The organism is Curtobacterium sp. MCBA15_008 (genome assembly GCF_001865065.1).
Lineage (GTDB): Bacteria > Actinomycetota > Actinomycetes > Actinomycetales > Microbacteriaceae > Curtobacterium.
On sequence record NZ_MJGN01000002.1, the window covers coordinates 35693 to 59446 of the forward strand.

Annotated in this window: 24 protein-coding genes; 16 read left to right on the forward strand and 8 right to left on the reverse strand. The window is 71.3% G+C overall.

Annotated features, from left to right (window positions below; all coding sequences use genetic code 11):
* Nucleotides 1–60: 60 nt before the first annotated feature.
* Both BIU96_RS01330 and BIU96_RS01335 read right to left on the reverse strand, forming a co-directional pair.
* The gene (locus BIU96_RS01330) at nucleotides 61–1599 is read right to left on the reverse strand and encodes a glycoside hydrolase family 36 protein (protein WP_139199675.1); all 1539 of its coding nucleotides are present in this window, start codon (nucleotides 1597–1599) and stop codon (nucleotides 61–63) included.
* A 97-nt stretch (nucleotides 1600–1696) separates the two neighbouring features.
* A complete protein-coding gene (locus BIU96_RS01335; protein WP_071290812.1) occupies nucleotides 1697–2536 on the reverse strand; it encodes a DeoR/GlpR family DNA-binding transcription regulator in 840 nt (279 codons plus the stop codon).
* An 85-nt stretch (nucleotides 2537–2621) separates the two neighbouring features.
* Here BIU96_RS01335 and melA point away from each other — a divergent pair, with 85 nt between their 5' ends.
* The 6 genes from melA to BIU96_RS01365 are packed head-to-tail and all read left to right on the forward strand — an operon-like array spanning nucleotide 2622 to nucleotide 9365.
* On the forward strand, nucleotides 2622–3938 hold the full coding sequence (gene melA, locus BIU96_RS01340) for an alpha-galactosidase (RefSeq protein ID WP_071290813.1): 1317 nt from the start codon (nucleotides 2622–2624) through the stop codon (nucleotides 3936–3938).
* A 40-nt stretch (nucleotides 3939–3978) separates the two neighbouring features.
* Nucleotides 3979–5319 carry an extracellular solute-binding protein gene (locus tag BIU96_RS01345; protein ID WP_254785897.1) on the forward strand — a complete coding sequence of 447 codons (1341 nt, stop codon included), beginning with the start codon at nucleotides 3979–3981 and terminating at the stop codon, nucleotides 5317–5319.
* Nucleotides 5320–5327: 8 nt separating this feature from the next.
* Complete coding sequence (locus tag BIU96_RS01350; protein WP_071290814.1) at nucleotides 5328–6284, forward strand: carbohydrate ABC transporter permease; 957 nt, start codon at nucleotides 5328–5330, stop codon at nucleotides 6282–6284.
* A complete protein-coding gene (locus tag BIU96_RS01355) occupies nucleotides 6284–7186 on the forward strand; it encodes a carbohydrate ABC transporter permease (protein WP_083402563.1) in 903 nt (300 codons plus the stop codon). Before BIU96_RS01350 ends, BIU96_RS01355 begins: the two co-directional genes overlap by 1 nt.
* Nucleotides 7187–7230: 44 nt before the next feature.
* Complete coding sequence (locus BIU96_RS01360) at nucleotides 7231–8379, forward strand: SIS domain-containing protein (RefSeq protein ID WP_071290815.1); 1149 nt, start codon at nucleotides 7231–7233, stop codon at nucleotides 8377–8379.
* A complete protein-coding gene (locus BIU96_RS01365; RefSeq protein WP_083402564.1) occupies nucleotides 8376–9365 on the forward strand; it encodes an N-acetylglucosamine kinase in 990 nt (329 codons plus the stop codon). Before BIU96_RS01360 ends, BIU96_RS01365 begins: the two co-directional genes overlap by 4 nt.
* A gap of 88 nt (nucleotides 9366–9453) precedes the next feature.
* Here the strand turns inward: BIU96_RS01365 and BIU96_RS01370 are convergent, their stop codons facing one another.
* Both BIU96_RS01370 and BIU96_RS01375 read right to left on the reverse strand, forming a co-directional pair.
* Complete coding sequence (locus BIU96_RS01370) at nucleotides 9454–10467, reverse strand: LacI family DNA-binding transcriptional regulator (protein ID WP_254785898.1); 1014 nt, start codon at nucleotides 10465–10467, stop codon at nucleotides 9454–9456.
* A 75-nt stretch (nucleotides 10468–10542) separates the two neighbouring features.
* Nucleotides 10543–11778, reverse strand: coding sequence for a Gfo/Idh/MocA family protein (locus BIU96_RS01375; protein ID WP_139199685.1), 1236 nt, complete (start codon nucleotides 11776–11778; stop codon nucleotides 10543–10545).
* A gap of 198 nt (nucleotides 11779–11976) precedes the next feature.
* On the opposite strand from BIU96_RS01375, the gene BIU96_RS01380 reads away from it, so the two are divergent.
* From BIU96_RS01380 to BIU96_RS01410, 7 genes are all read left to right on the forward strand, one after another.
* On the forward strand, nucleotides 11977–12948 hold the full coding sequence (locus BIU96_RS01380) for a carbohydrate ABC transporter permease (protein WP_254785899.1): 972 nt from the start codon (nucleotides 11977–11979) through the stop codon (nucleotides 12946–12948).
* Between the two features lie 16 nt (nucleotides 12949–12964).
* Nucleotides 12965–13906, forward strand: coding sequence for a carbohydrate ABC transporter permease (locus BIU96_RS01385; RefSeq protein ID WP_071290818.1), 942 nt, complete (start codon nucleotides 12965–12967; stop codon nucleotides 13904–13906).
* A gap of 23 nt (nucleotides 13907–13929) precedes the next feature.
* Nucleotides 13930–15309: a sugar ABC transporter substrate-binding protein gene (locus BIU96_RS01390; RefSeq protein ID WP_071290870.1), complete on the forward strand. Its 1380-nt coding sequence runs from the start codon at nucleotides 13930–13932 to the stop codon at nucleotides 15307–15309.
* A gap of 94 nt (nucleotides 15310–15403) precedes the next feature.
* On the forward strand, nucleotides 15404–15874 hold the full coding sequence (locus BIU96_RS01395; RefSeq protein ID WP_071290819.1) for a BLUF domain-containing protein: 471 nt from the start codon (nucleotides 15404–15406) through the stop codon (nucleotides 15872–15874).
* Nucleotides 15875–15964: 90 nt separating this feature from the next.
* Entirely contained in the window at nucleotides 15965–16576 is a 612-nt protein-coding gene (locus tag BIU96_RS01400; protein ID WP_071290820.1) for a ScbR family autoregulator-binding transcription factor, read from the forward strand.
* Between the two features lie 4 nt (nucleotides 16577–16580).
* On the forward strand, nucleotides 16581–16841 hold the full coding sequence (locus BIU96_RS01405; protein WP_071290821.1) for a hypothetical protein: 261 nt from the start codon (nucleotides 16581–16583) through the stop codon (nucleotides 16839–16841).
* Nucleotides 16838–17287, forward strand: coding sequence for a luciferase family protein (locus tag BIU96_RS01410; RefSeq protein ID WP_254785900.1), 450 nt, complete (start codon nucleotides 16838–16840; stop codon nucleotides 17285–17287). Before BIU96_RS01405 ends, BIU96_RS01410 begins: the two co-directional genes overlap by 4 nt.
* 45 nt (nucleotides 17288–17332) lie before the next feature.
* Here BIU96_RS01410 and BIU96_RS01415 read toward each other — a convergent pair whose 3' ends face one another.
* On the reverse strand, nucleotides 17333–17761 hold the full coding sequence (locus tag BIU96_RS01415; protein WP_083402567.1) for a BLUF domain-containing protein: 429 nt from the start codon (nucleotides 17759–17761) through the stop codon (nucleotides 17333–17335).
* Nucleotides 17762–17874: 113 nt separating this feature from the next.
* Here BIU96_RS01415 and BIU96_RS01420 point away from each other — a divergent pair, with 113 nt between their 5' ends.
* The gene (locus BIU96_RS01420; protein ID WP_071290822.1) at nucleotides 17875–18636 is read left to right on the forward strand and encodes a DUF3800 domain-containing protein; all 762 of its coding nucleotides are present in this window, start codon (nucleotides 17875–17877) and stop codon (nucleotides 18634–18636) included.
* Between the two features lie 68 nt (nucleotides 18637–18704).
* On the opposite strand, the gene BIU96_RS01425 is transcribed toward BIU96_RS01420, so the two are convergent.
* The 3 genes from BIU96_RS01425 to BIU96_RS01435 all read right to left on the reverse strand — a co-directional run bounded on the left by BIU96_RS01425 (nucleotide 18705) and on the right by BIU96_RS01435 (nucleotide 21747).
* Complete coding sequence (locus BIU96_RS01425; protein ID WP_071290823.1) at nucleotides 18705–19898, reverse strand: MFS transporter; 1194 nt, start codon at nucleotides 19896–19898, stop codon at nucleotides 18705–18707.
* Nucleotides 19899–19960: 62 nt separating this feature from the next.
* Nucleotides 19961–20581 carry a response regulator transcription factor gene (locus BIU96_RS01430; protein ID WP_071290824.1) on the reverse strand — a complete coding sequence of 207 codons (621 nt, stop codon included), beginning with the start codon at nucleotides 20579–20581 and terminating at the stop codon, nucleotides 19961–19963.
* Nucleotides 20578–21747 carry a sensor histidine kinase gene (locus BIU96_RS01435; RefSeq protein WP_071290825.1) on the reverse strand — a complete coding sequence of 390 codons (1170 nt, stop codon included), beginning with the start codon at nucleotides 21745–21747 and terminating at the stop codon, nucleotides 20578–20580. The genes BIU96_RS01430 and BIU96_RS01435 overlap by 4 nt, the downstream gene beginning before the upstream one ends.
* Nucleotides 21748–21896: 149 nt before the next feature.
* Between BIU96_RS01435 and BIU96_RS01440 the strand changes: the two genes are divergently transcribed.
* Nucleotides 21897–23006 (forward strand): FtsX-like permease family protein, encoded by a 1110-nt coding sequence (locus BIU96_RS01440; RefSeq protein ID WP_071290826.1) that lies wholly within the window; start codon nucleotides 21897–21899, stop codon nucleotides 23004–23006.
* Nucleotides 23003–23749, forward strand: a complete 747-nt coding sequence (locus tag BIU96_RS01445; RefSeq protein ID WP_071290827.1) for an ABC transporter ATP-binding protein — start codon at nucleotides 23003–23005, stop codon at nucleotides 23747–23749. The genes BIU96_RS01440 and BIU96_RS01445 overlap by 4 nt, the downstream gene beginning before the upstream one ends.
* The last annotated feature ends 5 nt before the right edge of the window (nucleotides 23750–23754 follow it).

Consider the following 23754-nt stretch of genomic DNA (forward strand, 5'->3'; position numbering starts at 1 on the left):
CCGGCACCGCGCCTCCCGGCCCGCGAGTGGTCGCGACCAGGGCGACGCGCCCTGGCGGGGTCAGCGACCGAGCGACTCGCGCCCGATCCGCGCCTCGGCGACGGCCGGTCCGAAGTCGACCACGCGTCCGTCGACCTCGAAGCGGTACCGGGCCAGGCGACGGACCCGCGGCTCGCGTCCGAGGAAGTCCGCGAGTCCCGCGCGCTCCGCCGGCGCCAGCTGCTGGACCGGGTCCGACGTGGACCGGAACCCGCAGACCCGAGCGAGGTCCGCGAGCAGTGCGCGTTGGTCGGGAGCGAGGGTGTCGTCGCCGTCGTGGAAGGACACCACGTCCGGGTCGATGCGGTAGAGCGGGTTCATCCAGACGCGTTCCAGCGGGCCGACGAGCCCGTTGAGACCGCCCTCGTGGCTGGGGTCGGGCACGGTGGCGGCGCTCGCCCAGAACGAGGCGGTGTCCGGTCCGGCGCGCATCGCGTCGAGGACGCCGATCGACGGGAGCATCGGGGCGCCGCAGCCGAGCAGGTGCACGTCGGGGCCGACGACGTCGCGGACGAGCTGGATCGCGTCGCGGTAGACGGCTTCGCGGTCCCCGTCGCGGTGTCGGACGCCGCGCAGGGCGGCGGCCGACAGGAAGTCGAGCTTGCAGTACCGGAAGCCCCAGTCGACGACGGAACGGAACACGGCGGTCAGGTGGTCCCGCACCGCCGGCAGCGTGGTGTCGAGCGCCCAGTAGTGCGTGTCCCAGTTGTGCCCGGCGACGATCGGACCACCGCCGTCCTCACGCTGCACGAGCCAGTCCGGGTGCTCGCGGGCGGTTCGCGAGTCGGGCAGGCAGATGAACGGCGCGAGCCACAGGCCGGGTCGGGCGCCGCGTGCTGCGATGCGCTCCGCGATCGGGACGAGTCCGTCGGGGAACCGGTCGTTCGGGGTCCAGTCGCCGACCATCTCCTCCCACCCGTCGTCGACCTGGACGACGTCGAAGGGCAACGATCCGAGGGCGTCCACGGACTGCTCGATCCGCTCGGCGTCGATGTCCTCGAAGAACGAGTACCAGCTGCACCAGACGGTCGAGACGGACCCGGCGTCCGCCGAGGTGCCGAAGTGCTCGGCGAGCTGCGCGGCGTAGGCGGCGAAGACGGCATCCTCGTCGCCGGTGCCGACGAACCACGGGCCGCCGGGGGTCTCGGTCCGGCCCCAGAGCGTGCCGGCGTCCGCGCCCGCACGTGGTACGCCGAGTCCGAGCGCGCCGAGGAGCACCACTCGGCCGTCGGCCAGGGCGACCGCGACGGCGCCGTTGCCCTCGTGCCGGTCGGGTGCGTCGTTCGCCGCGTCGTCGGCCGTGACGGTCCGGTCCGGGTCGCCGGAGATGCGCAGGGGTGCCTCGTCGATCGGCGTCCACCCCGTCGGCGACCACGAGGTCCAGCCGTGCCGGTGCACCTCGACGGCGTCCCCGCCGTGCGCGATCGTGATCGGGCCCGCGGGCAGGAGCCAGCCACCGGGCACCGGGACCGCGGCCGGGTCGTCCGGCTCGCCGGCGGCGGGCAGTCGCACGGTCCGTCCGGTCCGGAGCGCCTGCGGGGTCACGTCGTCGTCCTGCACGGTCGGCAGTATGCCGGTGGTGCCGGCGGCGTGACCAGGGGCCGACGGCAGGTGCGCAGTCGGTCTGCGCGATCCCGTGCGGCGGTCGTGCCGCGCGTCAGTTCGTCTCGTGCGCCCGGGTGCTGACGACGTGCACCCGGACGCCGAGGTCGGTGATCCGCTGGAGCTCCGCCGGGTCCGCTCCGTCGTCCGTGACGAGGTCGTGCACGCCGCGCATGCCGACCACGGGGGCGAGTGTGGTCCGGCCGATCTTCGACGAGTCCGCCACGACGATCGTCCGCTGGGCGTTGCGCACCATCGCCGCGTTCGTCCTGGCCTCGGTCTCGTCGTGCGTGGTCGCCCCGCCGACGGCGCTCACCCCGTCCATGCCGACGATGGCGGCACCGACGTTCATCGCCGCGAAGGCGTTCTCGGCCAGGACACCGACGAGCTCGAACGAGTGCGGGCGGATCGTGCCGCCGGTCATCACGACGCGCAGGTTCGGTCGGGCGCCGATCTCACTGGCGGTCGTGAGCGAGTTCGTCACGATGGTCAGGCCGTTCCGGAACACCAGGGAGCGTGCGACCGAGGCGGCCGTGGTACCGCCGCCGATCGCCACGGCCAAGGGCCCGTCGGGCAGGAGCGCGGCGGCGGCCCGACCGATGCGCTGCTTCACACCGGGTGCCTGTCCCTCGCGTAACCGGACGGGGATCTCGGACGTCGGCACCGCCATCCGCGCGCCGCCGTGCGTGCGCGCCAGCAGTCCCTGCTGTTCGAGGTCCGCCAGGTCACGACGGGCCGTGGCGGCGGAGACCCCGAGCGTGGCGACGAGGTCCTGCAGGGTGATCGCGCCCTGCTCGGTCAGCAGCTCGAGGATCGCGCGCATCCGACGGGACCGCTTGCCGGAGCCGGACGCCGGTGGCGTCGATGCCAGGGCGGATGTGCGGTCGTCGAACATGAGAGCGAGCGTAGCGGTCAGTCGTTCTGATCGTTTCGATCGGAATGCTGGTCGGATCGCGCCGAAGGTTCCAGGATTCCTCACCATGACCCGTGTTGCGTTCATCGGTGCCGGCAGCGTCGTCTTCACCCGACAGCTGCTGGCCGACCTCCTCGGCTACGAGGACCTGCCCACGCTCGACCTCCGGCTCCACGACGTCGACGAGCGCCGCCTCGCCGTCGCCGAGGGCACCGCCCGTCAGGTGAGCGAGCGTCTCGGACGCCCGCTCACGGTGACGGCCACCACCGACCGGCGCCGTGCGCTCGCCGAAGTCGACTTCGTCGTCGACATGGTGCAGATCGGGGGCATCGAGGCCACCCGGCGCGACCTGGAGATCCCGGCTCGCCACGGCCTGCAGCAGACCATCGGCGACACGATCGGTGTCGGCGGGGTGTTCCGGGCCCTCCGCACGTTCCCGTTCCTGACCGGCCTGCTCGAGGACATGCGCGCCGTGGCCCCGGGCGCGATCCTGCTGAACTACACGAACCCGATGGCGATGAACGTCTGGTGGGCGAACGTCGTCGCACCCGAGATCACGACGCTCGGCCTCTGCCACAGCGTCTACTGGACGGCGAACGACCTGGCCGAACTGCTCGGCCTGCGCGTCGAGGACACCCGGTTCCGGGCGGCCGGCGTCAACCACCAGGCGTGGCTGCTCGACTGGACGCACGAGGGCGAGGACCTCTACCCGCGGCTGCGGGAACGGATCCGGCAGGACCCCGAGCTGGAGCGCCGGGTGCGCGTCGAGGTGTTCCGTCGCGTCGGCGCCTACCCCACGGAGACCAGCGAGCACTCGTCCGAGTACCTGTCGTGGTTCCTGCGGTCGGCCGACCAGATCGAGCGCTTCCGGCTGCGCCCGCTCGAGTACGTCGGCATCTCGGAGGAGAACGTCGCGGAGTTCGAGGCGGCCGAACGCGCCCTGACGGACGGCGCCCCGCTCGAGCTCGAGCAAGGAGCTGCCGAGTACGCGCCGCAGGTGATCCACTCCCTCGTGACGGGCACCGAACGCGAGATCCACGCGAACGTCGTCAACCACGGGCTCATCGACAACCTCCCCGACGGCTGCGTCGTCGAGGTCCCGACGACCGTCGGCGCCGGCGGGGTCACCCCGCAGCCGATGGGGTCGCTGCCGACCGTCGCGGCGGCCCTGAACCGCTCGTACGTCTCGGTGAACGAGCTCACGATCCGAGCCGCACGGGAGGGCGACCCGCTGGCAGTCCGGCAGGCGGTCCTCGTGGACCCGAACGCGTCGTCCACGCTCACGCCCGCGCAGATCTGGGACCTCTGCAACGAGCTCGTCGCGGCGCACGGCGACCTGCTGCCGGAGCCGCTCCGCGTCCAGCTCGACCCGTCGGCGATCTGACCGTCCCACCGACCCGAACGCGATGACGAAGGAGTCCGCAGTGACAGGAACAGGAACCCGCCGCGCCCCGATCGGCGGTCGACGGCGCGGGCGGTGGATCGCCGCGGCGGCCGTCCTCGCCGTGACCGCGTCGGCGCTCGCAGGCTGTGCCACGAAGGGCGCGACGACGCTCGACACCACGGCGCCCGTGCACCTCACGATGTGGTCGGGACAGAGCGACGAGGCCGAGAAGCTGCTGCAGGGCCTCGTCGACGAGTACGAGCGCGACCACCCGAACGTGACGATCGACATGTCGCCGGGCGCGTCCTCGACGGACGAACTCCTGCAGAAGCTCGCGGCGTCCTTCGCCGGCAACGACTCGCCGGACATCTCGTACACGTTCGGGTCGTGGGCGAGCCAGCTCGAACGGTCCGACCGCACGCTCGACCTCCGCGACACCGTCGCCGAACCGGACGTGCACTGGGACGAGTTCACCGCCGCCGCCCGCGACACCGCCCAGCCGACGGGCGGGAAGGTCATCGGGTTCCCGGCGGTCGTCGACAACATCTCGCTGCTCTACAACACGAAGGTCTTCGACCGCGCCCACGTGGCGTACCCGACCGCCGACTGGACGTGGGCGGACTTCCGGAAGGCCGCGAAGCAGCTCACCGACAAGGAGAGCAACACGTTCGGCTACGGCTACTCGGTGTCCGGCAGCGAGGAGACCACGTGGCAGATGTGGCCGCACCTCTGGCAGGAGGGCGGGTCGATCCTGTCGAAGGACCGCAAGCGCGCCGCGTTCGACTCCCCGGCCGGCGTCCGGGCGCTCACCTTCCTGCGCGACATGGCCGTGCAGGACAAGAGCGTCTACCTCGACCAGACGGACACGAAGTTCGCGCAGCTGTTCGAGAGCGACCGGATCGGCATGATCACCTCCGGACCGTGGGAGCTCTCCGCGCTGAAGACCGCCGGCACGTCGTACGGCGTCGTCCAGCTGCCGGGGACCGACGGCGACCACCAGACGGTGTCCGGTCCCGACCTGTGGACCCTCTTCGACAACCACGACGTGAACCGCGCGTACTGGGCGACGGACTTCACGAAGTGGCTGACCGCGCAGGAGCAGGACGAGCGCTTCAACGTCGCGGTGGGCAACCTGCCGTTGCGCTCGAGCGAGGCGACGAGCGAGGCGTTCCGGAAGCAGGCGAAGGCGCTCCCCGGACTCGACGTGATGCAGGCGAACTCCGCGAACGCGAAGCAGACCCGGCCGACCGTCCCCGGCTACAACGGCCTCTCCGAGGCGTTCGGCAACGCCGTCGCCCACGTCCTGCAGGGCGAGGGCGACCCGAAGACCGCACTGCGGCAGGCGAGCGTCGCCGCCGACAAGGCACTCCGCCAAGGCTAGGAGGACCCATGACCACGTTCGCACTCCGCCCCACCGAACCCGCGAAGCGCCCGGACGACCCGGGGAAGACCCGCCGCCGTCGTCGGTCCGCCGCGGCCGTCCGCGAAGGGCTGGCCGGCTGGGGCTTCGTCGGTCCCGCGCTCCTGATCGTCCTCGGGCTCACCGTGTTCCCCGGCGTCTGGGCACTGATCCTGTCGTTCCAGAGCTGGGACGGCTTCAGCCCGGCGACCTTCATCGGCGGGCAGAACTACGCCGACCTGGTGACCGACGACGGCGTCCGCGCCGCTGTCGTGCACACCGTGCTCTACACGGTGCTGTTCGTCCCCGCGTCGCTGCTCCTCGGACTGGCGCTCGCCGTCGCCCTGAACCGGCGCATCCGGTTCATCGGGTTGTACCGGACCGCGATCTTCGTGCCGTTCGTCGCGTCGGTGGCCGCCACGGGCATCCTGACCACGTACCTGTTCAGCCCGCAGTTCGGCATCGTGAACAACGTGCTGCGGGTCCTGCACCTGCCGCAGCAGGGCTGGCTGGAGGACCGTGGCGAGGCGATGCTCGTGATCGTCATCATGTCGCTCTGGGGTCAGGCCGCGTTCACCACCGTCATCTACCTCGCGGCGCTGCAGGACGTCCCCGGCGACGTGATCGAGGCCGCCCGGATCGACGGCGCGAACGCGTGGCAGACGTTCTGGCGGGTGGTCTGGCCGCACCTCGGCCCGGTCACCGCGTTCGTCGCGATCTACCAGACCCTGCAGGCCGTGCAGCTCTTCGACCTGGTCTACGCCACCACGCGGGGCGGTCCCCTCGACGCCACGCAGACGATCGTCTACTACCTGTGGAAGACCGCGTTCCAGAACCTGCAGTTCGGGTACGGTTCGGCGATCGCCTACGGGATGTTCTTCGTCACCCTCGTCGCCACCGTCGTCGTCACCCTCGTGCAGCGCCGCGCGGGAAGGAGCTCGTTCTGATGTCCACCGAGACCCAGGTCCTCGACACCCCGTTGCGGCAGGACGTCTCGACGGCGTCCCGCTCGGACGGTGCCGTCCGTCGCCGGCGCCGCTGGCCGTTCAGCCCCTGGCACCTGCTCCTCCTGCCGGTGTCGCTGCTCTTCCTGCTGCCCTTCGTCGAGATGTTCCTGACGTCCGTGGAACCGGCGTCGGAGATCAACAAGTTCCCGCCGTCGTTCTTCCCGACGCAGTTCACGCTCAGCGGCTACGCGCGGCTCTTCGCCGACTCGGACATCCTGCACTGGTTGCTCAACACCGTGATCGTGTCGTCGTCCGCGATCGTGTCGCACCTCGTGCTCTGCTCGCTCGCCGGGTACGGCTTCGCACGGCTGCGGTTCCCGGGCCGCACCTTCGGCTTCCTGGCGATCCTCGCGACGATCATGATCCCGTCGCAGCTGCTGATGATCCCGACCTACGTGATGTTCGCGCGGCTGCACCTGGTCGACCACCTCGGCGCGGCGATCGTGCCGTGGCTGGCGTCCGCGTTCGGCATCTTCCTGATGCGCCAGTTCTTCCTGTCGCTGCCGGCGGAGCTCGAGGAAGCGGGGATGATCGACGGCTGCAACCGACTGCAGGTGTTCTTCCGCATCGTGCTGCCGCTGGCACGCCCGGCCCTGGCGACCCTGGCGATCTTCACCCTGCTCGGCTCGTGGAACGACCTGGTGTGGCCCCTGGTCGCGATCAACAACGACCACGCCTTCACGCTGCAGCTCGGCCTCACCAACTTCCAGGGGTTCCGGCGGACGGACTGGTCGTTGCTCATGGCGGGGAACGTGGTCGCCACCCTCCCGCTCATCCTGCTGTTCCTGGTCGCCCAGAAGCAGTTCGTCGCGACCATGGCGTCGGCGGGCCTCAAGGGCTGACCGCCCGCGAGCCGAACCGCCCCGCCACCACCGAAAGGAAGACCGTGACCGCAGACGTCACCATCCCCACCAGCGCCACCCTCGGCGAGATCCACCAGCAACCGCAGGCGTGGCGGGACCTCGCCGTGCTCCTCGGCCGGGCGCGGGAGGACCTCGACGCCTTCCTGGGGCGGGCACTCGAGGACGCCCGCACCCGCGTGGTGTTCACCGGCGCGGGCACGTCGGCCTTCGTCGGACGCATCGCCGCCGAGTCGCTGCGCGGACGGACGGGTCGCCGCTTCGACGCCGTGTCGAGCACCGACCTCGTCGCGGCCCCGCGGACGGTGCTCGCCGAGGACGTCCCCGTCCTCCTGGTGTCGTTCGCCCGGTCCGGCAACTCCCCGGAGAGCACCGCGGCGACGGAGCTCGTAGACGCCCTGGCTCCGGTCGCCCACCACCTGGTCGTCACGTGCGACCCGACCGGTGCGCTGGCGGTCGGGCACCGCGACCGCGCGGACTCGTTCGTGCTCGTGATGCCGCCGCAGACGAACGACACCGGATTCGCGATGACGTCGAGCTTCTCCAGCATGCTGCTCGCTGCCCTCGTGGCGTTCTCGCCGTCCGACGCCGCCGCGCTCGACCGGGTCGTCGCGTCGGGGGCGCGGGCACTCCGCGCCGAGGACGACCTGCACCGGATCCTCGACCGAGCACCCCGGCGGATGGTCTACCTGGGCGGCGGCGCGCTCGCCGGGCTCGCCGAGGAGTGCGCGCTGAAGACCCTCGAACTCACCGCCGGGGGCATCGCGGCGTTCCACGACACCCCGCTCGGGTTCCGGCACGGACCGAAGGCGGTGCTCGACGACGAGACGGTCGTGGTCGTCCTCCGCTCGGCGGACCCGAGGGTGCGCCGGTACGACGACGACATCGTCCGCGAACTCCGTGCCGATCGGCCGGGCCAGGTGGTCGTGGTCGGCGCAGACGGCCTGCAGGACACCGCCGACGCCGAACTCGACCTCGCCTTCCCGGAGGCGGAGGGACTCGACGACGGCCTGCGCGCCGTCGCACTCGTCGCCGTCGCGCAGCTCCTCGCGCTGCAGGCCTCGGTGCGGCTCGGCTGCACGCCGGACAACCCGTTCCCGGACGGCTCGGTGAACCGGGTCGTCCAGGGGGTCGTGATCCACCCGCTCGACGCCGTGCACGGAGCGCGGCCGTGACGCTGTTCCTCGGCCTGGACGGCGGCGGCACCAAGACCGCCGTCGTCCTCGCCGACGGCGACGGGACGGTCGTCGCCCGGTGGCGCGGGCCGGGGTGCTCCTGGCTCGACGACGGTCTCGACGCGGTGGCGACCGTCGTCGCCGACGGGACCCGCCGGGTCCTGACCTCGGCGGGTCGGTCCGCCGACGACGTCACGCACGCGTTCTACGGCCTCCCCGGTCACGGCGAGTCCGCGAGCACCGACGGCGCGCTCGACGCCCTGCCCGGCGTCGCCCTCGGCCACGACCGGTACACCGTCGGCAACGACATGCTCGCCGGCTGGGCGGGCTCCCTCGGCGGTCGGGACGGCATCAACGTCATCGCGGGCACGGGGTCGATGGCCTACGGCGAACGCGGCGACCGCACCCACCGGGTCGGCGGCTGGAGCGAACTGATCGGCGACGAGGGTTCCGCGCACTGGGTCGCGCGCCGCGGCCTCAACGCCTTCAGCCGGATGGCCGACGGACGGCTCCCGCGGACGCCGTTGCACGCGCTCCTGCGGGAACGGACCGGCATCGTGGCGGACCTGGACCTCGTCGGTCTCGTCATGCAGGACCTGCAGGGCGGTCGCGCCGCGGTCGCCGCGCTGTCGCGGGTGGTCACCGCAGCCGCCGCGGTGGGGGACCCGGTGGCCGCCGAGATCCTCGACGACGCCGTCGACGAACTCGTCGAGCAGGTGCGCGTCGTCGCGGACGTGCTCGGGCACGACCCGGACGGTGCGCCGACCACGGTGTCGTCCTCGGGCGGGATGTTCTCGGACGACGGCTTCCGTGGCCGGTTCGTCGCACGCGTCGCCGACGAGCGCGGCGAGGACGCGCGACCGCGCTTCGCCCTGGTCGAGCCGGCGCTGTCGCCCGAGCTCGGCGCGGTCGTCTACGCGATCCGGCGAGCCGGTGAGCCGGTCCCCGTGGCCTGGCAGGACGGGGCCGCGACGGTCCAGCACTGACCGGACGGACGGTCGCAGCGACGGCAGACCGGGGCCTGGAGGCGCGGGGCGGGCCCGCACCGTGCCTCCAGGCCCACAGGTGGGGACGTCACCGACGCGCGTCGCACCCGCAGCTCGCACCGAGCACCAGCTCGGCGGGCACCAGGTCGCGGTGCCACTGGTTGTCTGCGTCCAGGCCGAGGACCCGGTCCACGGCCGCCGCGGCCATCGTCTCGATCGGCTGGCGGACCGTCGTGAGCTGGGGGTTCGTGTAGTCCGCCTCGGCGGCGCCGTCGAAGGAGACGACCGCAACGTCGTCGGGTGCGGAGAGTCCCAGTTCCCAGAGCGCGCGGAGGACGCCGACGGCCTGCATGTCGGAGCTGACGAAGACGGCTCGTGGACGGTTCTCGTCGGCGAACATGCGGAGGCCGGCCTCGTACCCGCCGCGGCGGTTGAAGTCCGTGCGGACGATCGGTCCGTCCGGCAGGCCGGCGTCGCGGAGGGCGCGCATCCAGCCCTGTTCGCGGAGTTCCATCGACCCCGTGTGGCCCATCACCAGGCCGATCGACCGGTACCCGTGCTCGACGAGGTGTCTCGTGCCGTCGTACGCGCCGCGCAGGGCGTCCACGCCGATGCTCGGGTGGTCCGGCACCTCGAAGAAGGTGTTGAGCAGGACCATCGGGATGCCCGGGTCGGTGACCCGCGACAGGTCCGGCCGGGTCAGGATGCTCGTGACGATGATGCCGTCCACCTGCCGTGCGGACAGGGTGCGCAGGCGGTCGAGTTCCTGGGTAGCGTCACCGTCGCTGTTCGCGAGCAGGACGTCGTACCCCCGTGCGGCGGCCGCGTGCGTGACCGCGACGGCGAGCTCCGACCAGAAGGGGTTGTCGAGCTCCGGGACGATCAGGCCGAGCATCTTCGACGATCCGGTGCGGAGGGCCTGTGCGCTGGCGTTCGGGCGGTACCCGAGGACGCGGATGGCCTCGCGGACGCGGGCGGCCGTCTCGGTGGCGACGGGGCGTGGGCCGTCGTGCACGACGTAGCTCACGACCGAGGTGCTGACGCCGGCGTAGCGGGCGACGTCGGCGCGGGTCACCGCCCTCGGGTTCGTCGGGACGGTCACGTCAGCCACCTTCGTCGGGTCCGGAAGCCGCGTTCGGGTGCCGGCCCGTGCGGACCGACACCCGAACACCACTTGCTACTCGCTCGCGATACTAGACGAGGACCCCGTCGCGGCCGGCTCAGGGGCGTCGCCGAAGTCCGGCACCTCGAGGCGGACGCCGCCCTGCAGCGCGGACTGGTGCGCGATGATCCCCGGCAGGGTGAAGCGCGCGGCGGTCCAGGCGTTCACCGGCGGCAGGGTGCGGTCGACGACCGCGCGGACGAAGTCGTCGGCGAGGAACTGGTGGCTGCCCTCGTGCCCGGTCGGCACGCCGGCGTACTCGGCGGGCAGGCGGTCGGTGTCGTGCACCTCGGCGTAGCCGGAGACGAACGCGTCGCGGAGCGAGGGGTCGACGCCGGCCAGACGCGGGTCGTCGAGGTCCATCGTCGCCTGCGTGTTGATCTTGTCGCTGATGTCGTGCGAGTCCTCCTTGTCCTGCCAGACGCTGACCTTGGCGAGCTGCTCGAAGCTCGCCTCGGTGCCGAAGTAGCGGAAGCGGGACTCGCGGATGTGCGACGGGTACCCGACGCGGCGCATCTCGTTGATGCGCATGACCCCGCCGTTGTCGAGCTCGAACAGGGCGGTGGCGTTCGAGAAGTCGTTGTCGAACTGGCTGACGTCCTTGTCGAAGACCCCGTCGCCGCGGTCGTCCTTGACGCCGATGCAGCTGACGCTGACGGCGTGGCCGGGGATCGCGCCGAGGACCCCGCCGACCGAGTGGGTCGGGTAGAGCATCGGCGGGTAGCTGGCGGTGCGCTTCCAGTCCTCGCCGCCGCTGAACTGGTACGCGGCGTAGAAGCCGAGGTCCATGTCGTGGACGTAGTCGCCCTCGGAGTAGAAGACGCGACCGAAGGCGCCGTCGGCCACCTGCTTGCGGGCGAAGACCGTCGCCGGGTTGTAGTAGCTCGTCTCGCCCATCATGTAGGTGAGGCCGGTCTCGCGGACGGCCTCGATGATGTCGCGGATCTCGTCGACGGAGATCGCCATCGGCACGGCCGAGTACACGTGCTTGCCGGCGCGGAGGGCCTTGACGACGAGCGGCCCGTGGGTCCATCGCTGGGTGAAGATCGCGACGGCGTCGACGTCCGAGGCGAGCACGGCGTCGAAGTCCGGGAACGTGCCGTCGAGGTGCTGCGACTCGACGAGCTCGGACGCGCGGTCGTCGACGAGGTCGGTGACGAAGACGCGGTCCACGTCGGGGTGCAGCTTGAACAGCTTGGCGAACTGGGGGGCGAACTGGCCCGCGCCGACCATTCCGACAGAGATCATCAGTGACCTTTCCAGGGGTGTGGTGTGCGTCGCCGAGCAGGTCGCTCCGATGCGATCGCAGGCCATGCTCGCACGGTTGTCTACTCGTGACAACCCCTGGATACCGGCAGAGAACGAACCCTTGCCACCAGGTGTCCCCACGTGTAGATTCCCGGCTCACGGACTGCCGCACGTCAGTCCACCGCAGACGAAGGAGTCGCGATGGCCACCGAGAGCCCCGTGTCGTCACCCCTGACGACCGCCCGCCCACGGAGGGATCGGTCCGCCGAGCTCGCCCGTGCACGGACGTCCTCCCCACGACGCCGACCCAGGAACGACCTGTGGCTCGCACTGGTCTTCATCGCCCCGGCGGCGATCGGGTTCGCGGTCTTCCTGGCGTGGCCGACCGTCCGGGGGATCTACCTCAGCTTCACCTCGTACAACCTGCTCACCCCGCCCGAGTTCACCGGCCTGCAGAACTACGTGCGGCTCGTGCAGGACTCGATCTTCTGGCACTCGATGGTCGTCACCGTCGAGTACGTCCTCATCAACATCGTCATCCAGACGGTGGTCGCGCTGTTCATCGCCGTGATGATGCACCGCCTGACGAAGTCGACCTTCGTGCGCGGCATCGTCCTCGCGCCCTACCTGGTGTCGAACGTCGTCGCGGCGCTCGTCTGGCTGTGGATCCTCGACACGCAGCTCGGCATCGGCAACGAGATGCTCGCCGCCCTCGGCCTCGACCGCATCCCGTTCCTGCAGAGCGACGTCTGGGGCATCCCCTCGATCGCGCTCATCAACGTCTGGCGGCACGTCGGCTACACGGCGCTCCTGATCTTCGCCGGCCTGCAGTCCCTGCCCGAGACCGTGTACGAGGCCGGACGCATCGACGGTGCGAGCGAGTGGAAGATGTTCTGGCGGATCACCGTGCCGCTCCTCCGCCCGATCCTGTCGCTCGTGCTCATCATCACCGTGATCGGGTCCTTCCAGGTGTTCGACACCGTCGCCGTCACCACGCAGGGCGGCCCCGCGAACGCCACGAACGTCGTGCAGAACTACATCTACAACCTGGCCTTCGGCCGGTTCCAGTTCGGCTACGCCTCCGCGGTGTCGGTCGCGCTCCTCGTCGTCCTCAGCATCATCACGATCATCCAGTACCGCCTCACCCGCTCGGGTGAGTCGGACCTGGACTGAACGGAGCGTTCCGATCATGACCACCACCCTCACCCGCTCCGTCACCACGAAGCGTCAGCCCCGGCCCGGAGCCGCCCACCGCCGTCGTCCCTCGGTCGGCCGCGTCCTCGCCTGGATCGCGATGATCGCGGTCATCGTCATCACCCTGTTCCCCTTCTACTGGATCCTCCGCACCGCACTGTCCTCGAACGGCGCGATCAACTCCGACCCCACCTCGCTGCTGCCGGTCGGCTTCAGCCTGGGCGGGTTCGAGCGGGTGTTCGGGCTGCAGTCCACGAAGGAGGCCCTCGAGCAGGGCGGCTCCGGAGCGGCGCTGAACTTCTGGCGCTACCTCGGCAACTCCGTCGTCGTCTCGACCCTGGTCACCGTCGGCCAGGTGTTCTTCTCCGCCGCGGCCGCCTACGCCTTCGCACGGCTGCGCTGGCCCGGTCGCGACAAGGTCTTCGCGGTGTTCCTCGCCGGGCTGATGGTCCCCGCGATCTTCACGCTGCTGCCGAACTTCGCGCTGATCAAGCAGCTCGGCCTCGTCGACAACCTGCTCGGCATCGCCCTGCCGACGATGTTCATGACCCCGTTCGCGGTGTTCTTCCTCCGGCAGTTCTTCCTCGGCATCTCGAAGGAGGTCGAGGAGGCCGCACTCATCGACGGCGCCGGCAAGATCCGGGTGTTCTTCCGCCTGGTCATCCCGATGGCCGCGGCGCCGATCGCGACCCTCGCCGTGCTGACGTACATCACCAGCTGGAACGACTACTTCTGGCCGCTCATGGTCTCGTACACCGACAGCTCGCGCGTACTGACGGTCGCGCTCGGCGTCTTCAAGTCGCAGACCCCGCAGTCCGGCACCGACTGGGCGGGCCTGATGGCCGCGACCCTGGTGGCGGCGCTCCCGATGATCGTGCTGTTCGGCCTCTTCGCCAAGCGCATCGTCAACTCCATCGGTTTCTCCGGGATCAAGTGACCCGGGTCGGACAGGACGACACCATGACGAACGAACTCTCCCGCCGCGCACTCTTCGCCGGCGGTGCCTCCGCCCTCGCTCTCGGTGCGCTCGCCGCGTGCTCCTCGCCGAGCCGGGGGACCGGCACGGCGTCGCGGAGCGGTGCCACGACCGTGAGCTACTGGCTGTGGGACTCCAACCAGTTGCCCGCGTACCAGGCGGTCGCCGAGGCGTTCCACCAGGAGCACCCCGACATCACCGTGAAGATCACGCAGCTCGGCTGGAACGACTACTGGACGAAGCTCACCGCCGGGTTCATCGCCGGCACCGCGCCCGACGTCTTCACCGACCACCTGACGAAGTTCCCGCAGTACTCCGACCTCGACGTCCTGTACAAGCTCGACGAGCTCGAGGCCACCAAGGGCATCCGCGACGACGACTACCAGTCCGGGCTCGCCGCGCTCTGGAAGGGCAAGGACGGGCACCGGTACGGGTCGCCGAAGGACTGGGACACCATCGCGATGTTCTACGACAAGAAGTCGATGGCGAAGGCCGGGGTCTCCGACGCGGAACTCGCTGCGCTCGAGTGGAACCCGGACGACGGCGGATCGTTCGAACGGATGCTCGCGCACCTGACCGTCGACTCGAAGGGCCGGCGCGGGGACGAGCCCGGCTTCGACAAGCACGACGTCGCGGTCTACGGCATCTCGTCGAACGGCTCCGGCGGCGACGGCTTCGGGCAGACGCAGTGGTCGCCCTTCACCGGGTCGACCGACTGGTTCTACACGAACGAGAACCCGTGGGGCGACAAGTTCCGCTACGACGAGAAGGTCGTGCAGGACACCCTCGCCTGGTACTACGGACTCGCCGAGAAGGGCTACATGGCGAAGTACGGGGTGTTCTCCACCACCACCGGTCCGGAGGTGCAGCTCGGTGCCGGCAAGTGCGCGCTGTCGTTCAACGGCTCGTGGATGATCGGCTCGTACCTCAACATGAAGGACCTCGACATCGCCCTCGCGCCGACGCCGGTCGGGCCGATCGGTCACCGCGCCTCCATGTTCAACGGGCTCGGCGACTCGATCACGAAGCAGGCGAAGAACCCCGAGGCAGCCGCCAAGTGGGTCGCGTTCCTCGGCAGCGACACCGCGCAGGAGATCGTCGGCAAGGCCGGCATCGTGTTCCCGGCACGTCCCGCCGGCACCGAGGCAGCCGTCGCCTCGTTCCGGGAGCGCGGGCTCGACGTCTCCGCGTTCACCCGGCAGGTGGAGGAGCAGACCACCTTCCTGTTCCCGGTGACGAAGAACCCGGCCGACGTGCAGGCGTTGCTGCAGCCCGCGTTCGACGACGTCTACGCGAACGGCAAGTCGATCCGCACGCTCACCGGGATCAACGAGGAGGTCAACAACCTGCTCGCGCTCACCTGACGAGCGTCGCGGATCGTCCGCACACCGCGAGCACCGGTGCGGTGTGCGGACGACGCGTTGATCGGCGTCGGGGGCTCGGCCCAGACTGGCGGGGATGACCTCCCTCGAATCACTCGTGTACATGTCCGTCGCCGTGGACGACCTGACCGACGACCAGCTGGTCGACATGCTGCGCGAGGCGCGGCTCCGCAACGAGGCGCTCGGTGTCTCCGGCCTGCTTCTAGCCAAGGGCGGCCGCTTCATGCAGGTCCTCGAGGGGCCGGCGTGGAGCGTCGAGGACCGCTTCGCCGCCATCGAACGCGATCCGCGCCACCGCGAGGTCAAGTCGCTCTCGCGCGAACCGATCGACGCCCGCCGCTTCGACGGCTGGGCGATGGCCTTCGGCAACCCGTCGGACGCCGAGGTCCGCGAGGAACCCGGCTTCAGCACGTTCCTGACGGAGCGCTCCGGTCTGCCGACCGGCCTGGCAGGAACGCCCGCCGACTGGCTCCTCCGCTGGTTCCGCGGGCGAGACCTGCTGGACGTCCCGCAGGAGCGCGTCAGCCTGGCCCGGCACGCCGCCTGACCCCGTCCGTCGCGTCGCCGACGCGACCACCCTCGGACTGGAGGCGCGGTGCGGGCCCGCACCGCGCCTCCCGTCAGTGAGACTGGAACCGTGGAACGACGTGCGCTGATCCTGGTGGCCGCGGCCGAGGAGTTCGACCGCGCCGGGTACGCCGCCGCGACCGTCGCGGGCATCGCCAGCACCGCGGGCGTCTCGCAGGGCGCCCTGCACTTCCACTTCCCGACCAAGCTCGCGATGGCGCTCGCCGTCATCGACGAGCAGAACGCCCGCACGTTCGACGTCGTGAGCCACGCCGACACCTCGCCGACGGCAGCGCTCATCGCCGCGTCGAAGGGCATCGCCGACCTGCTCCGCACCGACCCGATCGTGCGCGCCGGCATCCGGCTGTCGCTCGAGCGGGGCGAGTTCGCGGCGGCGACCGTGAGCTTCTACGAACAGTGGACCGCCGGCATCGTCGACGTGTTCCGGCTCGCCGTCGCCAGCGGCGAGCTCCGGACGGAACTGACCGCCGAGCAGCTCGGCGCGACGCTCGTGCCGTACTTCACGGGGGTGCAGCTCGTGTCCGACGTCCGGACCGGTCGAGCCGACCTGCACCAGCACGTCGGGACCATGTGGCACGTCGTGCTCGCGGCGACCGCCGACCCGCGGCACCGTGAGCGCCTGCTCGGGGTCGCGGACGAGGCCTTCACCCCGGCAGACTGAGGACATGAGCCTCCCCGACGGTGCGCGGAGCGCAGCCCGCGTGCTGACCACGGTCGCCACGGTCCTCGTCACCGTCGGCTTCGTCGCCGTCTCGGTCGCGTCGTGGTCGCTGTTCGTCACGGTGGACGACGGCGGCGGAGCGAACATCGGCGGCGGCATCCTCGCGCTCTTCGGACTCGTGGTGGGCGGCCTCGGCCTGGTGCTGCTCGTCGTGAGCGGTGTCGTCGCCGTGACCCGGCGCATCCGCGGCAGACTGTCGACATGACGAAGCCTCGTGCAGGAACGGTGCCCACGACCTCGGTGGAGGGGCCGCACCGTCAGGTCGACCAGCTCGCACCGCCCGAGATGTGGGGGCGACTCGTGGCCGCGGTGTTCGCGCTGCCCGACGTCGTCGAGGGGCACAGCCAGGTCTCACCGGCGAGCTCGCGTGCGGTCTTCACCACCGACCGCGAGGTCGAGTCGGCGCCGGAACGCTCCCTCGCGCCGGGGCGTCGGCTCGAACCCGTCCACCTGCACGGCGTGGACGACACGAGCGTGCACCTCGTGCTGCCGCCGGAGCGGGGCCGGGAGCTGATGGCGCTGGGCTGGGCGGAGCCGCACGGCTACGCCGACTTCGGGACCGAGTTCATGGTCTACGGGCCGCGCGACGAGGACGAGCTCGCCGTGGTGGTCGGGATCGTCGAGGAGAGCCTGGCGTTCGGGCGCGGCTGAGCTCGCGCTCGCCTGCGCCGGCGTTCGGGCTCCGGCGTGCCGGGTTCAGACGTCGCGGAGTTCGCGGTCGCGGAACCACTTGAGGAGCCACGCCGCGGTCGTGCGGTCGAACGACCGCGGGAAGTCCACGGTGTCGGACAGGAACGGGCTGAAGCCCTCCTCGGCCGCCACGTCCGCATCGTCGAGCGAGCGGTACGCCATCGACCATCCGTCGAACCGGCGGCGCTCGATGTCCTCGCGGATGAGGGACTTCACCTCGCCGTGGCGGCGGTCCTTCGCGATCACCTGGAACCGGTCGTCGACGCTGAACGCGGGACCCTCGAGCAGCTGCATGAAGCGGCCGTCCTTGGCGAGCAGGATGCCCGAGACGCCGAGGGCCTCGTTCCGGAGCCGTGCTTCGCGCAGCAGCTCGGCGAGCGCGGCGTCGTCGAAGGGGACGACCGCGCGGCTCATGTAGACGATGGAGACGAGCACGGGTTCATCCTGGTGGACGGGGCACGGTCGCGCGAATCATGTCCGCGATCCGCCTTCGCATCCGACATGTGGACAAGTCCGATTCCGGGAGCCGACGTTCGTACACTCGCCGCGTGCCCGATCCGCTCTCCCGACTCATCTACGTGGATGACTCCGGTCATCAGTCGTCAGGCTTGTGCGTGTACGGCTGGGTGCACTTCGCACCGGACCGATGGGCGGCGGTTCTCGGTCGTTGGCTCGACGTACGGAGGCTTCTGCAGCAGGAGTACGGCATCGACGTCGACTCGGAACTGCACGCGACCGACCTCGTGAACGGGCGCGGAAGAGTCTCGAAGCGCGTTCCGCTCCGATACCACCATGGCGGCGGGGTCTACTGGAAGGATTTCGGGCAGGACGTCGCAAGGCTGTTGCTCGGAGAGATCGGTTCGCTCGAGGGGCTGACGTTGGGGGCCGTCTTCCAGCGATTTGCGCCGCATCCGGACCAGGACACGAAAGCGTCTGTCTACCGGAAGCTCGTCGGCCGCTGGGAGGAGCAACTGGCGGCCGAAGGTGGGCTCGCGCTGGTGTTCGTCGACGGGAACGGCACCGATCACAGTTACCGAACGGCGCATCGAGCCCTCGAGCTCCGCGACCGGCGAGTCATCGAGGATCCGGTGATGACCGACTCGGCGCAGTCGCAGTTCGTGCAGATCGCAGACCTCGTCGCGTGGAGCGCGTACACGTCGGTCGAGCGACCGTCGCGGCACGAGTTCGCGTGGGGCTGGTACGACCACTACCTGTCGGCTCGTGATCCGGACCGCGCGCCGCTCGACCTCGCCGATCAGTCGCAGTTCGTCGGCGCAGGGAACCGCCAGAGAAACAGCGAGACCCCCTGATCCGCGGTACCGCGGGGGGGTCTGCACTCGCAATACTGCCATACCAGCGTTCGGGCGGCAACCGGTCGTCAGGTGCCCACCGTCGTGCGCGCGGTCTCCGTGTGGGCCCGACCGCGGGTGGCCGGCGCCGCCAGCAGCGCGACGACGAGCAGCGCCGCGGGCACGAGCATCGCGGTCTGCAGGCCGAGGTGCTCGCCGAGGAAGCCGAGCGCGGGCGGCCCGGCCAGGAACGCGATGTAGCCCGCGGTCGCCACGACGGACACCCGCCGGTCGCCGTCGGTGGGGTGGTCGCCGGCGGCCGAGATCGCGAGCGGGAAGCCCAGGGCGATCCCGAGACCCCACACGCCGGCGGAGGCCGCGGTGAGCCAGGGGCTGGGCGACACGACGACGAGCAGCACCCCGACGACCCCGACGATCGCGCACACCCGGATGACGGGCGCCCGACCGAACCGCGCCACGAGCGGCGATCCTGCCGAGCGTCCGACGAACATCGCCAGGGCGAAGCCGGTGAAGACCAGGGAGCCGGTGACCTCCGGGGCGTCGTGGTCGGTCGTCATGAGGAGGGGGAGCCAGTCGCTCGCCGCCCCCTCGGCGAAGGCCATCGCCAGGGTGATCACCGCGATGAGCAGGACCTGCACGGTGATGACGGCGCGGAGCCGGGGCGTGGCGGCGGCGACGTCGGACGGCTCGGCGGGGGTCGTGCGGGGGAGCGGGCGGAGGTTGGTCGCCGCGAAGGTCGCGAGCCCGGCCATCACCACCGTCGCGATGAGCAGGTGCACGAGGACGGGTGTCCGGACCGCGGTGAGGGCGATGCCCACGACGCCGCCGATCACGGTGCCGAGGCTGAAGCAGGCGTGCAGCATCGGCACCACCGGGCGGGAGAGCTGCCGCTCGACCGCGGCGGCCTCGACGTTGAGGCCGATCTCGGCGACGCCGGACCCGAAGCCGATCAGGAACAGGCCGGCCCACACCCCGACGGGTGACTGCGCGGGCGTGAGCAGCGCGACCAGCAGCATCCCGGTGACCGGCAGCGCTCCACCGAGGACGATGAGCGGCCGGGTGCCGAGCCGCCGCACGAGGGCACCGGCGCCGAGGATCCCGATCATCGACCCGATCGACAGCCCGAGCAGGACGAAGCCCATCGCCTCGATCGACGCGCCGAGCTCGTCACGGACCGCGGGTGTGCGGGTGATCCACGACGCGATCCCGAACCCGGTCATCGTCGACGTGGCGAAGAGTGCCGCGCGGTGGCGCCCGATCATGGGTCCATCAGAACGTTTCAACGCCGCCGAGTCAAGGGGATCGCCCGGAACCCCGGCCGACGTCAGCGGAGCATGCCGAGCGATCGCGCCTCGGACACGGCGGCCGTCCGCGACGAGACCCCGAGCTTCGAGAACACGTGGACGAGGTGGGACTTAACGGTGGCGTCGCTGATGTGCAGGCGCGCGGCGACGTCGCCGTTCGACGCGCCCTCGGCGACGAGCCGCAGGACCTCGATCTCACGGGCCGACAGTGCGACCTGCGGCGCTCGCATCCGGGCCAGCAGCCGTCCGGCGATCGCCGGGGCGAGCGCGCTCTGGCCCGACGCCGCCGCTCGGACCGCCGCGATGAGCTCGTGCGGCGGGGCGTCCTTGAGCAGGTACCCGCTCGCGCCCGCCTCGACCGCGCCGAGGATGTCCCCGTCGGAGTCGTAGTTCGTCAGGACGAGTACGTACGGCGCCGCGTCGAGCGCTCGGATCCGGCGGGTGGCGTCGGCGCCGGTGGTCTCCTGGCCGAACTGCAGGTCCATCAGGACGAGCTCGGGCGCCAGCGTCTCGGCGAGCGACACCGCGTCGGCCGGGGACGAAGCCTCGCCGACGACCTCGAGGCCGTCCTCGCCGTCGAGGAGCGCGCGGAGGCCGGCGCGGACCACCGGGTGGTCGTCGGCGATCAGGACGCGGATCACGGGACCTCCAGGACGGCGACGAGCGTGGTCCCTCGGCCGGGTCCGGAGGTGATGTCGAGTCGTCCGCCGAACTGCTGCACGCGGTCCTGCATGGCACACAACCCGAACGAGTCGGTCGACCCGGCGCACGCCCGGGCGGTGACCGGGTCGAAACCGACGCCGTCGTCGGTGACCGTCAGTCGCGCCTCCCGGTCGGTCACGCCGAGTGTCAGACGGACGGTGGTCGCACGGGCGTGCTGCACCACGTTGGCGACCGCGCCCTGGGCGATGCGCAGCAGCGCCGTCTGGACGTCCATCGGCAGCGACATCTCCGGGACCTCGACGGTCGCGGTCAGCCCGTCACGCGTCCACTGCTGTTCAGCGAGTCGGCGGAGTGCCGCCGCGAGTCCCTGGTCGAGCGACGGCGGCGTGAGCTCCCGGATGAAGCGCCGGGTGTCCGCGAGGCCGTCGGCGGCGGTCTTCCGCGCGAGCCGGATGTGGTCGAGTCCGGGGCGCTCGCCGTCGGCGCGTTCGGCCGCGTGCAGGAGCATCTGGATGCTCGACAGCCCCTGTGCCACGGTGTCGTGGATCTCCCGCGCGAGCCGAGCGCGCTCGGCGAGGACGCCCTGTTCGCGCTCGGTGGCGGCCAGGCGGTCTCGTGTGGCGAGGAGCTCGCCGACGAGGGCCTCACGCTCTACGGCCTCACGTGCGAGGGCCCGGTAGCCGAGACCGATGAGCAGCGCGACGCCCGCGCCGACGAGCGGACCGACGACCCCGCCGACAGTGAAACCGCCGTGCAGGCCCAGGGCGACGACGGCGACGAGGGTCGCGACGACCACCGCGGCCGGGCCGACGACCCGCGGCAGGACGTGGAGGTACAGGAAGAAGAGCGGGAAGACGAGGTACGCCGCCTCGGGCACGAGGACGAGCAGCGCAATCCACACGAGGGTGAGCCCGACGATCCAGACCGCTCCGACGACGGTCCGGCGTGCTCCGGGGGCACGAGCGGCCAGGGCACCGAGGAGGTAGACGCCGGCGAACAGCGCCGACAGTGTCAGCGGCACCCACGAGCCCGACGCACCGACCACCACGATGCGGACGACGACGAGCACGAGGAGCGCGGCGAACAGCACGTGCAGGCCGGTCCGCAGACCGACGAAGACCGGGGTGAGGGTGCTGTGCGCCATGTCCGTCCCAGCGTACGGAGCCGCGCACCGCGACGGATCAACCGAAAGTTCGATCGGCGGACCAACCTCGTCGGCGATGACCGCCCGGAGCGTCCCGGGGAGGCTCGGAGTCATGGTCGCGGAGGGTCCGCGACCGGGAAGGGACCACCGTGTTCGTCGCCTGGCGCGATCTCCGGTTCGCCCGCGGACGCTTCGTGCTCATCGGCTCCGTCGTGGCGCTCATCACCCTGCTCGTCGGGTTCCTCGCGGGGCTCACCGGCGGGCTCGCGGCGCAGAACGTCTCCGCCGTGCTGGACCTGCCGGGTGACCGACTGGTGCTGCAGCAGCCCTCGAGCGGGCAGCCGTCGTTCGGCGAGTCCACGATCGACCGGGAGGCGCGGGTCGGCTGGCAGACGGCGGCCGGCGTCGACCAGGTGGTGCCGGTGGGCATCGTGCAGGGCCGCGCGACGGCTGCTGCGGCTCCGGGTGCGGACTCGGGCGCCGGAGGACCGGCGGTCGGGGTCGCCCTGTTCGGGATGCCCGCCTCGGGCTCGGGCTCGGGGCCGGTCGCCGCGCTCGTTCCGGGCCGCGACGACGAGGTCGGCCTGTCGGCCGCCGCCGCGTCCGGCCTCGGCGTCGACGTCGGCGACCGCGTCACGGTGACCGGCACGACCTTCCGGGTCGCGTCGGTCGGCGGCGAGGCCTGGTACAGCCACACGCCGGTGCTCGCGATGACGCCCGACGCCTGGTCCGGCGCCGACCGTCGTCTCGGCGGGGACGGCTCCACGACGCTGCTCGCGGTGAGCGGTTCGCCCGACTGGGACGCGGTCGCTGCGGCGACGCACACCTCGGCGGCGTCACACCTCGGCTCGCTGACCGCGCTCGAGACGTTCAAGTCCGAGGTCGGCTCCCTCGCGCTGATGATCGCGATGCTCTTCGGGGTCTCCGCCCTGGTGGTCGGCGCCTTCTTCACGGTGTGGACGATGCAGCGCGCGGGCGACGTCGCCGTGCTCAAGGCACTCGGGGCGAGCACCGGTTCGCTCGTCCGCGACGCCCTCGGTCAGGCGCTCGTCGTGCTCGTCGCGGGGATCGCCGTCGGGATGGCGGCCGTGGTCGGACTCGGTGCGCTCGCCGGGGGAGCCCTGCCGTTCCTGATGAGCCCCCTGACCACCGTCGTCCCCGCGGTCGTGATGGCCGCACTCGGACTCGCCGGGGCGGCCGTCGCCCTCCGGACCGTCACCGCCGCAGACCCCCTCACCGCACTCGGGAGCAACCGATGATCACCCTCGACGACGTCACTCTGACCTTCCCCGACGGCGACCGCCGGGTGACCGCGGTCGACCACGTGTCCCTCACCGCGCCGGCCGGGGTGGTGACGGGCATCACCGGTCCGTCCGGCTCCGGCAAGTCCTCGCTGCTCGCCGTCGCCGCGACGCTCATCCGTCCGGACTCCGGGCGGGTGCTGATCGGCGGCCCGGGTCCCGAGGCGGTCGACGCCGCCGCACTGGCCCGTGACGAGGCCACCGCGCTCCGACGGGAACGGATCGGCATCGTCTTCCAGCAGTCGAACCTCCTGCCGGCCCTGACGGCCCGCGAGCAGGTGCTCGTGATGGCGCACCTCGGCGGTGCGCGGGGCTGGTCGCGGACCGCCGTGTCACCGGCGCGGGTGGACGAACTCCTCGACGCGGTCGGGCTCACCGCGCACGCCGACAAGCGACCTGCGCAGCTCTCCGGTGGTCAGCGACAGCGGGTGGCGATCGCCCGGGCTCTCGTGCACGAGCCCGACGTCCTGCTCGTCGACGAGCCGACCAGCGCGCTCGACCAGGAGCGGGGGGCGGCGATCATGGACCTGATCGCCGAGCTGACGCACGAACGCGGCACGGCGACGCTGCTCGTCACCCACGACATGGTGCACCGGGACGTCCTCGACGAGCTCGTGACCGTCGTCGACGGGCGGGTGGTCACGAACCCGGCGGCCGACGACCGTCCCGGCGCCGACGGAGTGTCGGTCGCAGCGGCCTAGGATCG